The organism is Micromonospora sp. GCM10011542 (assembly GCF_042650685.1).
Taxonomy (GTDB): Bacteria; Actinomycetota; Actinomycetes; order Mycobacteriales; family Micromonosporaceae; genus Micromonospora.
On the sequence record NZ_JBHSBO010000020.1, the window covers coordinates 65,717 to 80,604 of the forward strand.

General features: G+C 71.6%; 12 protein-coding genes. 4 read left to right on the top strand and 8 right to left on the bottom strand.

The window, feature by feature from the left end; translation table 11 throughout:
- Positions 1-51 precede the first annotated feature (51 nt).
- From malQ to ACFOW4_RS06385, 5 genes are all read right to left on the bottom strand, one after another.
- Positions 52-2,031: a 4-alpha-glucanotransferase gene (gene malQ, locus ACFOW4_RS06365; protein ID WP_377525363.1), complete on the bottom strand. Its 1,980-nt coding sequence runs from the start codon at positions 2,029-2,031 to the stop codon at positions 52-54.
- Between the two features lie 113 nt (positions 2,032-2,144).
- Positions 2,145-3,353 carry an ABC transporter ATP-binding protein gene (locus tag ACFOW4_RS06370; protein ID WP_377525364.1) on the bottom strand — a complete coding sequence of 403 codons (1,209 nt, stop codon included), beginning with the start codon at positions 3,351-3,353 and terminating at the stop codon, positions 2,145-2,147.
- A 9-nt stretch (positions 3,354-3,362) separates the two neighbouring features.
- Complete coding sequence (locus ACFOW4_RS06375) at positions 3,363-4,199, bottom strand: carbohydrate ABC transporter permease (RefSeq protein WP_377525366.1); 837 nt, start codon at positions 4,197-4,199, stop codon at positions 3,363-3,365.
- A gap of 1 nt (position 4,200) precedes the next feature.
- Positions 4,201-5,196 carry a carbohydrate ABC transporter permease gene (locus ACFOW4_RS06380; RefSeq protein WP_377525368.1) on the bottom strand — a complete coding sequence of 332 codons (996 nt, stop codon included), beginning with the start codon at positions 5,194-5,196 and terminating at the stop codon, positions 4,201-4,203.
- Positions 5,193-6,476 carry an ABC transporter substrate-binding protein gene (locus ACFOW4_RS06385; RefSeq protein WP_377525371.1) on the bottom strand — a complete coding sequence of 428 codons (1,284 nt, stop codon included), beginning with the start codon at positions 6,474-6,476 and terminating at the stop codon, positions 5,193-5,195. The genes ACFOW4_RS06380 and ACFOW4_RS06385 overlap by 4 nt, the downstream gene beginning before the upstream one ends.
- 422 nt (positions 6,477-6,898) lie before the next feature.
- Between ACFOW4_RS06385 and ACFOW4_RS06390 the strand changes: the two genes are divergently transcribed.
- Both ACFOW4_RS06390 and ACFOW4_RS06395 read left to right on the top strand, forming a co-directional pair.
- Positions 6,899-7,330, top strand: a complete 432-nt coding sequence (locus tag ACFOW4_RS06390; protein WP_377525373.1) for a hypothetical protein — start codon at positions 6,899-6,901, stop codon at positions 7,328-7,330.
- A gap of 47 nt (positions 7,331-7,377) precedes the next feature.
- Positions 7,378-7,653, top strand: a complete 276-nt coding sequence (locus ACFOW4_RS06395) for a hypothetical protein (RefSeq protein ID WP_377525376.1) — start codon at positions 7,378-7,380, stop codon at positions 7,651-7,653.
- Positions 7,654-7,723: 70 nt separating this feature from the next.
- Here ACFOW4_RS06395 and ACFOW4_RS06400 read toward each other — a convergent pair whose 3' ends face one another.
- Positions 7,724-8,500 (bottom strand): L,D-transpeptidase, encoded by a 777-nt coding sequence (locus ACFOW4_RS06400; protein WP_377525377.1) that lies wholly within the window; start codon positions 8,498-8,500, stop codon positions 7,724-7,726.
- Between the two features lie 453 nt (positions 8,501-8,953).
- Entirely contained in the window at positions 8,954-9,664 is a 711-nt protein-coding gene (locus ACFOW4_RS06405; RefSeq protein WP_377525379.1) for an HAD family hydrolase, read from the bottom strand.
- Between the two features lie 216 nt (positions 9,665-9,880).
- On the opposite strand from ACFOW4_RS06405, the gene ACFOW4_RS06410 reads away from it, so the two are divergent.
- Positions 9,881-10,054 carry a hypothetical protein gene (locus ACFOW4_RS06410; RefSeq protein WP_377525380.1) on the top strand — a complete coding sequence of 58 codons (174 nt, stop codon included), beginning with the start codon at positions 9,881-9,883 and terminating at the stop codon, positions 10,052-10,054.
- 120 nt (positions 10,055-10,174) lie between these two features.
- Here the strand turns inward: ACFOW4_RS06410 and ACFOW4_RS06415 are convergent, their stop codons facing one another.
- A complete protein-coding gene (locus tag ACFOW4_RS06415) occupies positions 10,175-12,883 on the bottom strand; it encodes a glucosidase (RefSeq protein ID WP_377525382.1) in 2,709 nt (902 codons plus the stop codon).
- A 42-nt stretch (positions 12,884-12,925) separates the two neighbouring features.
- On the opposite strand from ACFOW4_RS06415, the gene ACFOW4_RS06420 reads away from it, so the two are divergent.
- Complete coding sequence (locus tag ACFOW4_RS06420) at positions 12,926-14,869, top strand: amylo-alpha-1,6-glucosidase (RefSeq protein ID WP_377525383.1); 1,944 nt, start codon at positions 12,926-12,928, stop codon at positions 14,867-14,869.
- The last annotated feature ends 19 nt before the right edge of the window (positions 14,870-14,888 follow it).

Sequence of the window (14,888 nt, forward strand, 5' to 3'; positions counted from 1 at the left end):
TTTTCGCGCCGGCCGGGCCTCGCGGCGCGAAGTGACCGGCCGCGGGCGGAACTACCCGGTGGACGGGCCGGCAGGTGACGGGCGGGCCGGTCGTGCGCGGGCCGCCGTGAGCAGCTCGGCGATCCGGGCCACCCGCGGGTCCGCACGGATCTGCGCCACGGTGGCTGGCAACGGCAGCCGCCAGTTCGGATACTCGTCCACTGTGCCCGGCATGTTGGGCTGGCGCAGCTCGCCCAGCACGTCGTAGAGGGAGACGCCGAGCAGGCGGGTCGGGCTCGCGGCGAGCGCGGCGTGCATGGCCACCACCACCTCGTCGTCGTCCGGCTCGTCGGTGTGGGGCAGCAACCCCTCGGCACGCAGCATGGCCAGCAGCTCGTTCCGGTCGGCCTGGGCCCGGTCCCGTTCCACGGCCACGTCGGTGCTGAGCAGTTTCAGCTCGGCGCGTACCCGCACGTGCTCACCGGAGAGGAAGCCCGGCGCGGTCGGCAGGTCGTGGGTGGAGACGGTGGCCAGCGCGTTGCGCGGCCACCGGGCCGGCGGCACGAACCCGCCCGCCTCGTCCCGGGCGAACCAGAGCACCGTCGAGCCGAGCATGTTGCGCCGGCGCAGCCCCCTGGTCACCGCCGGCTGCACGGTGCCCAGGTCCTCACCGACCACCACCGCGCCGGCTCGCTGCGCCTCCAGGGCCAGGATGCCGAGCATCGCCTCGGCGTCGTAGCGGACGTAGGTGCCCTCGGCGGCTCCCGCGCCGGGCGGCACCCACCACAGCCGCCACAGCCCGGCCACGTGGTCGACCCGCAGGCCGCCGGCGTGGCGCAGGGTCCGTCGCAGCATGTCGCGGTAGGCCGCGTAGCCGGCGGCGGCGAGCCGGTCCGGCCGCCACGCGGCCAGCCCCCAGTCCTGGCCGAGCTGGTTGAAGTCGTCCGGTGGAGCGCCGACCCGTACCCCCTGGGCCAGCACGTCGGCGAGCTGCCACCCGTCCGCACCGCCGGGGTCGATGCCGACGGCCAGGTCGTGCACCACGCCGACCGGCATCCCGGCCGCCCGGGCCGCCGCGGTGACGGCGTCGAGCTGCTCGTCGCAGAGCTGTTGCAGCCAGGCGTGGAAGGCCACCCGGTCGGCCAGCCCGCGGCGCTGCTCGGCGACCGCCGGGCTGTCCGGGTCGTGCAGCTCCGCGGGCCAGGCCCGCCAGTCGTTGCCGTGCCGCTCGGCGAGCGCGCACCAGGTGGCGAAGGCGGTCAGGGCCGGGTCCGCCGCCAGGTCGACCGGCCCGGCGTACGGGTGCAGCAGCTCCAGGGCGTGCCGTTTGGCGGTCCACACCGCGTCGTAGTCGATCAGGTCACCGCGGTCCGGGCGCAGCGCGTCCACCACCGCCCGGGTCGCCGGATCCGCCGCCCGGTACGCGGCGGTGTCGGTGACCCGCAGGTAGAGGGGGTTGACGAAACGGCGGCTGGCCGGCGAGTACGGCGAGGCGGCCACCGGGTGCGCCGGCCCGACCGCGTGCAGCGGGTTGAGCAGCACCAGCCCCGCGCCGGTGGCACCGGCCCAGTCGGTGAACTCGGCCAGGTCGCCCAGGTCGCCCATGCCCCAGGACCGCTCGGAGGTGAGCGCGTAGAGCTGGAGCATCCAGCCCCAGGTGCGCGGCGGCACCGGCAGTCGGCGCGGCACCACGACCAGCGTCACCTCCCGGTTGGCGCAGGCCAGCCGGTGCCAGCCCAGCGGCAGGTCCGCCGGCAGCTCGCCGTCGACCGGCCGACGGCCACCGTCCTCCAGCGTCACGACGCCGGGGCCGGGCAGGACCCGGGTGGCGCCCTCGGTCAGCACCACCGTGTCGGGCAGGGCCTCGGGGTCGACGGGCCGGGCGGCGGCGAGCGCGTCCGCCACGGCCGCCGGGGTGGTGGCGTCCACCCCGAGCAGGCCGAGCACGCCGACGACGGTCTCCGGGGCGATCTCGACGCGGCGGTGCCGCCAGTCCTCGTACCAGGTGGACACGCCGTGCGCCTTGGCCAGCGCGGCCAGTCGTCGGTTCATCCGCACCCCGCTTCACGACGCGACCTGCGACCACCTTGCCACGGCCGGCCGCCCGCCGCAGGACACGACGGGGCCGGCGGGTGATCCCGCCGGCCCCGTCACGGTGGACGCCGTCAGTCGGCGAGCGCGCCGGCCGCCCGACCCTCGTGCAGGGTGAGGTTGCGCCCGTTGGCCGGGTCGAACAGGTGGATCTTCTCCAGGTTGAACCAGACCCGGCGGGACTGCCCCTCGGCCACCGGCGACTCGGCGGACAGCCGGGTGACCAGGTTGTCGCCCGCCCCGGTGAAGTCCGCCGCGCCCGCGTCGGCGGCCAGTTCCTCCAACTCGGCGGCGCTGGCCCGCTCCCCCTCGACGGAGAAGTAGACGTACTTGTCCGAGCCCATCGACTCGACAATCTCCACCGGCGCCTCGAACTCCATGCCGCGGCGGCGGGTGTCCTCGTCGACCAGCTCGGCGTCCTCGAAGTGTTCGGGTCGGATGCCGAGGATCAGCTCGCGGGGTGCGTCGCCCGCCTCCAGCTGCCGACGGATCCGGTCGCCGATCGGCACGTCGCCGAGCGCGGTACGCAGCCGGCCGTCCTGCACCGCGGCGTGCAGGAAGTTCATCGACGGCGAGCCGATGAAGCCGGCCACGAAGAGGTTGCGCGGGTGGTCGTACAGCTCTTGCGGCGGGCCGACCTGCTGCACCGCTCCCCCGCGCATGATCACCACCCGGTCGCCCAGGGTCATCGCCTCGGTCTGGTCGTGGGTGACGTAGACGGTCGTGGTGCCGAGCTGCTTCTGCAGCCGGGACACCACCGTGCGCATCTGCACCCGCAGCTTGGCGTCCAGGTTCGACAGCGGCTCGTCCATCAGGAACGCCTTGGGCTGCCGGACGATCGCGCGGCCCATCGCCACCCGCTGGCGCTGCCCGCCGGAGAGGTTGGCCGGCTTGCGGTCCAGCAGCGCGGTCAGCTCCAGCACCTTGGCCGCGTCGTCGACCTTCTGGTTGATGGTCTCCTTGTCCAGCTTCGCCAGCCGCAGCGGGAAGGCCATGTTCTCCCGCACGGTCATGTTCGGGTACAGCGCGTACGACTGGAACACCATCGCGATGTCCCGGTCCCGGGGGGCCTTGTCGTTGACCCGCTGACCGCCGATGCGCAGCTCACCGGAGCTGATGTCCTCCAGGCCCGCGATCATGTTGAGGGTGGTGGACTTCCCGCATCCGGACGGGCCGACCAGGATCACGAACTCGCCGTCGGCGATCTCCAGGTCCACGTCCTGCACCGCGACGGTCCCGTCCGGGAAGCTCTTGCTCACCTTGTCGAGCACGATGTCAGCCACGACTATCACCTATCCCTTGACTGCGCCGGAGGTCAGGCCGGACACGATGCGGCGCTGGAAGAAGAGGACGAACAGGATGATCGGAATGGTGATCACCACGGCGGCGGCGCAGATCGCCCCGGTGGGGTCCTCGAACTGCGACTCGCCGGTGAAGAACGACAGCGCGACCGGCACCGTGCGGGCTCGCTCGGTGGAGGTCAGCGTGATGGCGAAGAGGAAGTCGTTCCAGCAGAAGATGAAGACCAGGATCGCGGTGGTGAACAACCCCGGCGCCGCGAGCGGCGCGATCACCCGCCGGAACGCCTGGCCCTGGGTGGCGCCGTCCATCTTCGCGGCCTTCTCCAGGTCCCACGGGATCTGCTTGAAGAACGCGGACAACGTGTAGATCGCCAGCGGCAGCGCGAAGGTGATGTACGGCAGGATCAGCCCGGGCCACGTGTCGAAGAGGCCGAGCTGCCGCTCGATCTCGAACAGCGGCGACACCAGCGACACCTGCGGGAACATCGCGATCAGCAGTGACACCCCGACCAGCAGGCCCTTGCCGGGGAAGTCCAGCCGGCTGATCGCGTACGCCGCCATCGCGCCGAGCACCACCGCGATGAGCGTGGCGATCAGTGCGATGCCGATCGAGTTGACCAGCGCCCGGACGAATTGGTCGGTGTCGAAGATCGTGCGGTAGTTGTCCAGCGTCCACTCGCGGGGGATGAACTTCCCGTCGGTGAGGGTGGCCGGCGTCTTGAACGACAGCGATGCGATCCACAGCACCGGGATCAGCGCGAAGACGACCACGATGACGTCCAGCAGGCCCCAGCGCACTCGGGCTCGGGTGGTGGTCTCGGTGGCCATCTCAGCGCCTCTCCCCGTCGTCGCTGCCGGGAGCAGCGGTACCGAACAGCTTCACGAAGACGAAGGCGATGATCGCCACGGTGATGAAGATCAGCACCGACATCGTCGACCCGATGCCGAGGTTGAGGCCCCGGATCAGGTTGTTGTAGGCGAGCATCGACACCGACGAGGTCTCGTTGCCGCCCGCGGTCAGCACGAAGATGTTGTCGAACACCCGGAACGCGTCCAGCGTGCGGAACAGCAGCGCCACCAGGATCGCCGGTTTCATCACCGGCAGCATCACCTTGGTGAAGCGCTGCCAGGCGGTGGCGCCGTCGGTGGAGGCGGCCTTGAGCAGGTCCTCCGGCACCAGGGCCAGCCCGGCCATCAGCAGCAGTGCCATGAACGGGGTGGTCTTCCAGATCTCCGCCAGCATGATGATCGCCAGGGAGCTGGCGCGCTCGGTGAGCGGGGCGCCGTCGCTGAACACGTTCGCCAGGTAGCCGGTGCCCGGCGTCCAGGCGTACCGCCAGGAGAAGGCGGCGACCACGGTGACGATCCCGTAGGGAATCAGCGCGGAGGTCCGGACCAGACCCCGCCCGATCAGGGTCCGGTGCATGATCAGCGCCAGCCCCATGCCGAGCACCAGCTCGACGGCCACCGTCACGACCGTGATCAGCATGGTGACGCCGAACGCGGTCCACCAGAAGTCGTTGCTCAGCACGGTGGCGTAGTTCTCCAGGCCGATGAACTCACGCTGGTCCGGGAAGCGCAGGTCGAAGCGCTGCAGCGACAGCCACACCGAGTAGATGATCGGGTACGCGGTGACCGCGACCATGACCAGCGCGGCGGGCGCGCAGAGCAGCCAACCGAGCTTGCGTTCGGCCTTCTTGTTCTCGCTCAGCCGCGCCTTGCCGCGGCCGGCCCGCTGGGTCGGCACGGCGGCGTGCCGGCCGCTGGTGCGGGTGGTCTCCTCGGCGGTCAGGTCCGCCCCGGTCGGCGTGGCCGGCAGACTCATGGGAGTACCCCCTTGGATTGCAGGGCGTCGGCGATGGCGCCGCGCAGCTCGTCGGCGGTCTCCTGTGGGCGGATCGCCGACGGCGGCGACAGGATCGCCGACATCACGGTGGAGATGCTCTGGTAGGCCGGGGTGAGCGGCCGGGTCGCCGGCTCCTTGAGCTCCTCCAGGATGGTGTCCTTCATCGGGTACGCCTCGGCCATCTCCGGTTCGTCGTAGACCCGCTCGATGGTCGGCGGCACCCCGTCGTTGATCGCGGAGAACTTCTGGTGCTCGGCGTCGCGGATGCACCGGGCCGCCTCGAAGGACAACTCCGGGTGCTTCGAGTACGCGCTGACCGCCATGTTCACCCCGCCGATGGTCACCTTGCTCGGGGTGTTCTCGTCGATGCCGGGCATCCGCGCCCAGGTGACCTGCTTGGCCAGCTCCGGGTTCGCCTCCTGCAGCGCCGGGTAGACGAACGGCCAGTTCACCTGGAACGCCCCGCCGCCGGACTGGAACTCCAGCCGGACCGGGTCCTCGGTGGCGTTGCTGAACGACGGCGAGGTCACCCCGGAGGTGGCGAAGCGTTGCAACTGCTCCAGCGCCCGCACGGTGCCGGCGTCCATGACGGCCTGCTTGCCGTCGTCGCTGAGGATCTTCCCGCCGGCGCTCTCGGCGAGGGTGTTGTAGAGGACGACGAGGCCCTCGTACTGGGCGCCCATGGTGAGCACCTGGTACGGCTTGCCCTGCTCCTTGAGCTGCTGGGCCGCCGCGATCATCTGGTCCCAGGTCTTCGGCGGCTGCGACACCAGGTCCTTGCGATACCAGAGCAGCTGGACGTTGGTGTTCTTCGGCGCGGCGTAGAGCTTGTCCTGGTAGCGGGCCGTCTCGAGCGGACCGGCCAGGGTGCCCTGTTCGACTTCGGCCTTGTCCTGCCCGGTCCACTCGCGGATCCAGTCGGCGCTGGCGAACTCCTGGGTCCAGGTGACGTCCAGACCGAGCACGTCCATCCCGGTGTCCTCGGCGGCCAGCCGGCGCACCATCTGCACCCGCTGGTCGTCGGCCTGTCGGGGCAGCACCCGGTAGGCGATCTCGTACCGCCCCTGGGCCTTGGCGTTGCAGTCGTCGACCACCTTCTGCAGGTTCTGCTCCGGTGGGTAGTACAGGTTGATCGTCGGTGTGCCACCGTCGTCACCGGAACCGCAGGCGGCCATGGGCGCCACCAGCGTCAACGCGGCGGCGGCAGCCAGCGCGCGTACCCGTGGTCGGCGTCGACGTCGGGCCTCGTCAGGGCTCATTCGCCCTCCCCTCTTGTCGGCCAGCAGCCGGGGGAAGGCACCGTGCCCCGGCGCACGGCGAGACAACCGGGGCATCGCGGTTGCGGCGCGGCGGCCCCGGACGTTTCGTGGCCTCCACACTGCCCGAGCTGCGAAGTCGCGAAACCTGACGCTGGCGGGAAGTCGTCGACCCGGCCCGGTGTGGTCAAGATCACTGATGGCGAGTTCTGCGCCTTCCCGCCCCGTCCCACCGGGTGAACGACCGACTACCCGACGCGCTCGTCGTGGTCTAGCGTTTGCCTAGCTCCGCAGCCACGCGTACGCCGTCGACGTCGATACGCCTCCGGCCGACCCCAGCCCGTCCGATCGGTTGGTAATCGCGGGAACATCCCACTGCCGGTCCAGCGGTTGGGCAGGATCGTCCCCAACGAGGAGGTGCCGCCGTGCAGGACACCCGCGCTCTCGCCCTGACGTTCGAGGTGAGCGGCCTGCCACCGGTCAAGACCGAGGCGCTGTCCATCTTCGCCGCCGGGCACCGGCAGGCGACGAGGGTCCGCGCACTGCTCCAGGCCGCCTGCACGGCGGCCCAGCGCACCGGCTGGACGCCGTTGCCCGGGCCGATCGAGGTGGACCTGGTGCTGCGCTGCCCGCCCGGGCACCGCACGTCCGACGCCAGCACCCTGCTCGGCGGCGTGTGCGCGGTGCTACAGGACAAGAAGCGCGTGGCCTCCATCGGACTGGCACACCTCGGCGTGCTGGTGGACGTCGCCCTCTACGACGACGACCGGCAGATCCGCCGGCTGTCGTACCACGAGGAGCCGGCCGAGGACTTCTCGTACCAGGTGCGGGTCGCCGCCGTACCGACCGGGGTTTGACCGACGTCCGCGGTGGGGTACCGCGGTCGCCGACGAAGGGAGCACCGATGCCGGAGCCACATGTCACGCTCGACCCGCGGGGGCTCGATCCCGTGCAGGAAAAGCTGCGCATCCCGCTGGAGGAACAGCTGACGTCGGCGCTCCAGGCAGCCACCGACCGGGTCCGCGCCAGCTACGCCGGCGAGCCGGTCGAGCAGGTCTGCCAGCGGCTGCTGGACGAGACCCGCTCGGGCCTGCACCCCGACATCGCCGCCGGCTTCAACCCGGACATGGACGAGTTCTGCCGGGTGGCCGTGGCGGTCGTCCGGGGCGAGGGCACCTGACGGCTGGTCGTCCCGCGCGTGATCCGAGAGGTACGACGCGCTGGGTGACCGCGCCCCGACGGGCCCGCCCTCAGTACCGGCTCAGGTTCTGGGTCGGGCAGATCACGATGCGCGGGTTGGCGGCCGGGTTCAGCCAGGCCAGCACGCCGACCAGGTGGGCGTGGGAGAGGCTGACGCAGCCCGCGGTGGGGTTGCCGGCCGTGGTGCTGAACTCGTGCAGGAAGATCCCGCTGCCGGCGTTCGGCACGGGCTTCGCCACGTTCGGCGCCATGTTGTAGGTGATCACCGCGAAGTGCGTGTACGCGGGGGTCTCCTGCCAGAGCGCCTCGCTGTATCCACCCGGGTTCGTCGTGCTGTGCTGGAAGCTGTTGTACGCCGCCGAGTTCGGGTTCTCGTTCCACCAGTCGTTGGTCACCACCCGGTGGTACGGGTAGCGCACGCCCGGGTCCGCGGCGATGCCGTAGATCGTCGGGCCGAACGAGTAGACGCCCGTGGGAGTCGTGGCCACGCCCTCGACGTGGTTGTCGCTGAAGCCCTTCGAACCGATCCGGGCCGGCAGCGGCGCCGACACCGGGACCCACCTGCCACCGGCCTGCCGGAAGGTCTCCAGGGTGGCGTACGTGGTGGCGTAGCCGTTGCCGGTGACGAGGACGACCTGCCTGGTGTCCCGGGGCAGGGTGGTCAGCAGGTCGGCACGGTTCTTGACGTGCTTGGGGGGACGGGCCGCGCCGGGCGTGGCGCCGGTGTCAGGGTCGGTGACCACGGCCGCGGCCGGAGTGGCGCCGGTTGCCACGACGGGTGCGACCGCGCCCACCGCCGCCCCGAGGACGAGTGTTCTGCGCTTCATTCCCAAGATCCTGACACCTGACGCTTCCCCGCGCTGCCCCGAAAACGGGGTTCTTTTCCGATATGTCAGGCCGGGCGGCGGCCGGACCGCCCGCGCCGAATCAAGCCCCGGGGTACGGGTCAGGACCGGGTCCGCAACTCCCCGGTCCTGACCCCCAGCCGTCCGGCGTGGTAGCGGGCATCGCCCTGTTGAGCAGTGCGCGGGCGTGGCACGCCGCCCACGCCGGGCTCAGCACGGCGAGCCGGCCCGCATGCACTCAGCTCCACGGTGCCCAACTACCGGACTTCGGTACGCCCCCGGACACACCCCGAAGTGCCGCGAGCGCCGGCTCAGGTTAGGCGGGTCCGCGCAGGCCGGACAAGCATCCGGAGCCTCGTGGGAACGTGACTCATCTCAAGGGCGAAAACCGGCATGTCCGCGTAACGCGACCATGATCACGGACGCTGTTCGGGGTCAGAAGTGGGACAGCAAATCGGGGAAGGCGGCCAGCCGCAGCACGCCCCGGTCGGTCGGGTCCAGCTCGTCGTGCTCCAGCACCCAGGTGTTCTCGTTCGGGATGAACACGGCGTTCATGCCGGCCGCCCGGGCCGGCAGGATGTCGGACTTCGGGGAGTTGCCGATCATCCACGCGCCGGCGGGGTCGAAGCCGTGTTCCCGGGCCAGCCACCGGTACGTGTCGACGTCCTTCTCCCTGACGATGTGGGCGGCCTGGAAGTGGTGCAGCAGGCCGCACGCGTCCAGCTTGCGCTGCTGCTCCTCCTGCTCCCCCTTGGTCAGCAGCAGCAACGTGTGGCGGCCGGCCAGTTCGTCGAGCGCCTCGGCCACCCCCGGCATCAGCTCGACCCGGTGCTCGACCAACGCCACCGCCAACCGGTCGATCTGCAGGCGCTCCGCCTCGGTGGCCGGCCGTTCGCGCAGCCGCTCCAGGCAGTCCCCCAGGCTGCGCAGGAACACCTTGCTGCCGTAGCCGTGTGCCACCGCGTTGGCCCGCTCGATGTCGTCGAGGATCGCCCGGATCTCGACCCGGTCCAGGGTGGGGTGGTCCAGCCAGGCCAGGAAGTCGTCGATCACCCGCTCGAAGACGACGTTGTTCTCCCAGAGTGTGTCGTCCGCGTCGAAGACCAGCACCTGCCCGTGCCGCCGCGCCAACCCGTCCACCGTCATGCCGCCCCCTCGCGCTCGTCACCCGGAACGGTCCGGAACTCTAGGACACCCGGCGCTTCCTCGCCGCTCTGCTCGTGCTGACCGGGCTCGGGCTGCGGGTCGAGGCGGCAATCGTCGAGCGCGGGACATAGCGCCGACCCGCCGGCGTACGCGCCCGCCGGCGCCTCACCCACCCGGGGCGCCGGCGCTCCGGAGGACGAGAACGGAGCCGACACCATGATCACTCTGGCCACGACTCTCCGGTTCCTGGCCGTGTTCGCCCTGACCCTGCCGGTCCTGCTGGGCGTCCTGCGCGACGAGGGCACCAGCGCCTGGCCCCTGGCGCTCACGATCGCCGTCGTCCTCGGCGTGGCCTTCGCATCGATCGGCGGCCGGAAGGCGGACCGTTGATGGCTGGACCTCCACGCCTCCTGGCCGCGTGCTCGACCGACTCGGGTTCATGGACGTCCTGGCATCGGACCGAGGCGGACACCCCGACTTTCAGGAACACGAGTCGATCATTCCCACGGGTCAGCGGCGCAGGGTGAGGATGAGGTCGGCGATCAGTGCCGTCCAGCCGGTCTGGTGCCACGCGCCCAGCCCGGCGCCGTTGTCGCCGTGGAAGTACTCGGGGAAGGCGATCAGGTCCCGCCAGTCCGGGTGGGTCTGGAACAGTCGCGCCGCCCCGTAGATCGGGCGCCGACCCCAGTCGTCCTGGGTGAACAGCGCGATCAGCCGGGCCGACAGGTCGTCGGCGATCTCGTCGAGAGTCTTCTTCACCCCGGAACGGGTCGGGTACTCGACCTGGAGGTCGTCGCCGAAGAACGCCGCGTAGTCGCGCAGCGCGCTGATCAGCAGGAAGTTCGTCGGCATCCAGATCGGACCCCGCCAGTTGGAGTTGCCGCCGAACAGGCCGCTGGTCGACTCGGCCGGTTCGTAGCCGACGCAGAACTCCTGCCCGCCGAGGGTCACCGAGAACGGCTTGTCCAGGTGCGCGCGCGACAGTGTGCGCAGGCCGAAGTCGGACAGGAACTCGTCGGGGTCCAGCATCCGGGCCAGCAGCCGGACCACCTGCTCCGGGCCGACCATGGACAGCAGCCGCTGCTGGCGACCGTCCGGGCCGAGCCGGCGGGCACCGATCACGTCGGCGTACTCCGGGCGGTTGGTGAGGAACCAGCGCAGCCGGGCGCCCAGTTCCGGCAGGTGGTGCAGGGTGCGGGCGGTCAGCCGGGTGGTGGCGGCCAGCGGCAGCAGCCCGACCACCGAGCGCACCTTCAGCGGCACCTTCGTGCCGTCGGCGAGGCGGAGCACGTCGTAGAAGAAGGCGTCCTCCTCGTCCCAGAGCCCCTGCTCGTACGCGGCCGCGGCGATGTACGCGAAGTGCTCGAAGAACTTGGTGGCGGTGTCCACCCAGGTGCGGTCGTGCTCGGCCAGCACGATCGCCATGTCCAGCATGTTGAGCGCGTACATGGCCATCCAGCCGGTGCCGTCGGACTGCTCCAGCACCCCGGCCACCGGCAGCGCCGCGGACCGGTCGAACGGCCCGACGTTGTCCAGCCCGAGGAAGCCGCCCTCGAAGACGTTGTTGCCGCCGGTGTCCTTGCGGTTGACCCACCAGGTGAAGTTGAGCAGCAGCTTGTGCATCACCCGGGCCAGGAAGTCGTGGTCCCGGCCGCCGTCGATCTCGAACACCTTGAGCGCCGCCCAGGCGTGCACCGGCGGGTTCACGTCGCCGAAGGCCCACTCGTACGCCGGGATCTGCCCGTTGGGGTGCAGGTACCACTCGCGCAGCAGGAGCAGCAGTTGCTCCTTGGCGAACCCGGGGTCGACCCGGGCGATGCTGACGCAGTGGAAGGCCAGGTCCCAGGCCGCGTACCAGGGGTACTCCCACGGGTCCGGCATGGAGATGACGTCGAAGCTGGTCATGTGCCACCAGGCGCTGTTGCGCCCGTGCCGGCGCCCGGCCGGCGGCGGCGCCGAGCCCGGGTCGCCCTCCAGCCAGCGCTTGACGTCGAAGTGGTAGAACTGCTTGCCCCACATCAGCCCGGCGATGGCCTGCCGGGCCACCAGCGCCTCGTCGGGGCTGGCCGCCTCGGGGATCACTCCGGCGAAGAACCGGTTCGCCTCGGCCCGGCGGGCCCACACCACCGCGTCGAAGCCGTCGCCCAGATCCGCCGGCGGTGGGGTGCCGCCACCGGGCGGCGGGGCGGTGCGGGTCAGCCGCAGCCGGATCTGGCGTTGCCCCCCGGCCGGCACGTCGAGCACGTAGTGCAGGGCCCCCTTGGTGCCCTCCCCCGCCGGGTTGACCGTGGCGGCGCCGTCGACCACGTGGTCGTTGATGCCGTCCTTCGGGTAGCGCGACCGGCCGGGCAGCCCCCAGAGCCGCTCGGCGTTAGTGTCGTTGTCGCAGAGCAGCGGCACCGGGTCGCCGTCGCCCTCCAGCAGCAACTGGCCCAGCACCCGGTGTTCACCGACCAGCCGGTTGTCCTCGCCGACCAGCCGGGGCACCCGGTCGGCGCCGGGCAGCCCCCAGGCCCAGGTGTTGCGGAACCACAGGCTGGGCAGCACGTGCAGGGTCTCCGCGCGGTCGCCGCGGTTGGCCACGGTGACCACCATGCAGAGGTCGGTCGGGGACGCCTTGGCGTAGTCGACGGTCACCGCCCAGTACCGGTCGTCGTCGAAGATCCCCGTGTCGACCAGTTCGTACTCGGTGTCGTCCCGCCCGCGCAGCGCGTTCACCGCGACCAGTTCGTCGTACGGGAAGGCGGCCTGCGGGTAGTGGTAGCGCCAACGCATCCAGGAGTGGGTGGGGGTGGAGTCCTCGTACCACCAGTACTCCTTGACGTCCTCGCCGTGGTTGCCGCCGTCGCCGCCGAGGCCGAACATCCGCTCCTTGAGGATCGGGTCCCGACCGTTCCACAGCGCCAAGGCGAAGGCGAAGGTCTGCCGGTCGTCGCAGACGCCCGCCATTCCGTCCTCGTTCCACCGGTAGGCTCGGGACCGCGCGTGGTCGTGCGGGAAGTAGTCCCAGGCCGTACCGTGCTCGCTGTAGTCCTCCCGTACCGTCCCCCACGCCCGTTCGGACAGATAGGGACCCCATGCGCGCCAGTCCTGCTCCCCCGAGTCGGCCTGCGCGAGCCGGAGCCGCTCGGCGTCGGGGGGCGGGGCGTCGGAGGGCGAACGGTCAGTGATCACGTGCACATCTTTGACGCCCCCGGGGTACTTGACCACAGCGGCCATTCTCGTCGTGGCGCGTTACACCCCGCCGCCGGTGGAGGAAAGTTGATCGACATTCACTTCGGCCCGCAGGTCTGCGGCGATCTGACCAGCGCGGCCAGCCGGGAGTGGTTGGTTCCCGACGGCGTCGGCGGGTACGCGATGGGCACCGTCGGCGGGCTGCGGACGCGCCGCTACCACGGGCTGCTGGTGACGGCCGGTGAGACGCCAGCGTCCCGCCGCGTGGGACTGGTCAGCCTCGACCCGGCGGTCACCCTGCCCTCGGGCGGACGGGTCCGCTTGGGCGCGCACGAGTGGGCCTCCGGTGACGTCGACCCGCGCGGCTTCGAGCTGCTGGAGCGCTTCGACCTGGTCGACGGGCTGCCCCGGTGGCGGTGGCGGATCGGCGCCGTGGTGATCGAACGGGAGCTGGCCATGCTGCCCGGCCGCTCCTGCGTGGCCGTGGTGCACCGGTTGGTCTCGGGCGGGCCGGTGCGCCTGGAGCTGGCCGCCGCCTGCACCTGGCGGGACGCGCACGGCGAGCGCCGGGCCGACGGGCCGGTGCCGCGGATGGAGCCGGTGGCCGACGGCGCGGTCGTCGAGGGCGCGTACCGGCTCTCCGGCCCGGGCTGGGCGCCGGAGGGGCAGTGGTGGCTGGGTGTGCACCACCGCGAGGAGGCCGCGCGGGGTCTGCACCCGGACGAGGACGTCTGGTACGCGGGGCGCTTCGTCGGCGAGCTGGAACGCCCGGGTGACACGGTCTCGGTGCGCGCGTGGGCCGGTCAGCTCGATGACGAGCCGCCCCCGGCGGCCGAGATCGTCGCGACGGCCCGGCGGCGCAACCGTCAGGTGGTGGCGGCGGTGAAGCCGGCCGACGACGTCCAGGCCACCCTCACGCTGGCCGCCGACGCCTTCGTGGTGCGCACGAACGACTCGGCGGTCGACGTGGTGGCCGGCTACCCGTGGTTCGGGGCCTGGTCGCGGGACACGATGATCTCGTACGAGGGGCTGTTCCTCTGCACCAACCGGGCCGCGGAGGGCCGCGAGCTGCTACGCGCGTACGCGGCCACGCTGTCCGAGGGGATGCTGGCCAACACCGCCGACACCGGGCGGGTGGAGTACAACACCGTCGACGCCACGCTGTGGTTCCTGCACGCGGTGAGCCGGCACGTCACCGTCACGGGCGACACCGACCTCGGCGACGAGCTGCTGCCGGCCCTGCGCGGGGTCGTCGACGCCCACCTGGCCGGCACCCGGTACGGCATCGCCGTCGACCCGGCCGACGGGCTGGTCACCCAGGGCGCCCCGGGTACGGCACTGACCTGGATGGACGCCCGGGTGTACGGGGTGCCGGTCACCCCGCGTACCGGGAAGCCCGTCGAGGTCAACGCCCTGTGGATCAATGGGCTGGCGGGGCTCGCGGAGCTGACCGAGCTGGCCGGGCAGGACGCCGGGGAGCTGTGGCGCCTGCACGAGCGGGCCGTCGGCTCCTTCCGGGCCCGCTACCCGGCCCCCACCGGCTGGCTGCACGACGTGCTGGACGCGCCCGCGCCCGCGTACCCCCTGGGCGGCGCGGCCCAGCACGACGACGACTCGCTGCGCCCCAACCAGTTACTGGCCTGGTCGCTGCCGTACGCCCCGCTGGAGCCGGACGAGGCCACGCTGCGCCGGGTCGCCTCCGGGCTGCTCACTCCGCTCGGCCCGCGCAGCCTCGCCCCGGATTCGCCGGAGTTCGTCGGCCGGCACCGGGGCGGCCCGGCCGAGCGCGACGGCGGCTACCACCAGGGCACGGTCTGGCCGTGGCTGATCGGTCCGTACGTGGATGCCTGCCGCCGAGCGAAGATGTCAGTCGACGACGCATTCGTCGGTATTGACGCACATCTGACCGAATTCGGGCTAGGCTCGGTGAGCGAGACGGCCGACGGTCTTCCGCCGCACGTCGCGACCGGCTGCCCGTTCCAGGCATGGTCGGTGGCCGAGCTGCTGCGGGCGCGCCGCACCGGCCGGTAGCGCTTTACACGACCGCAAC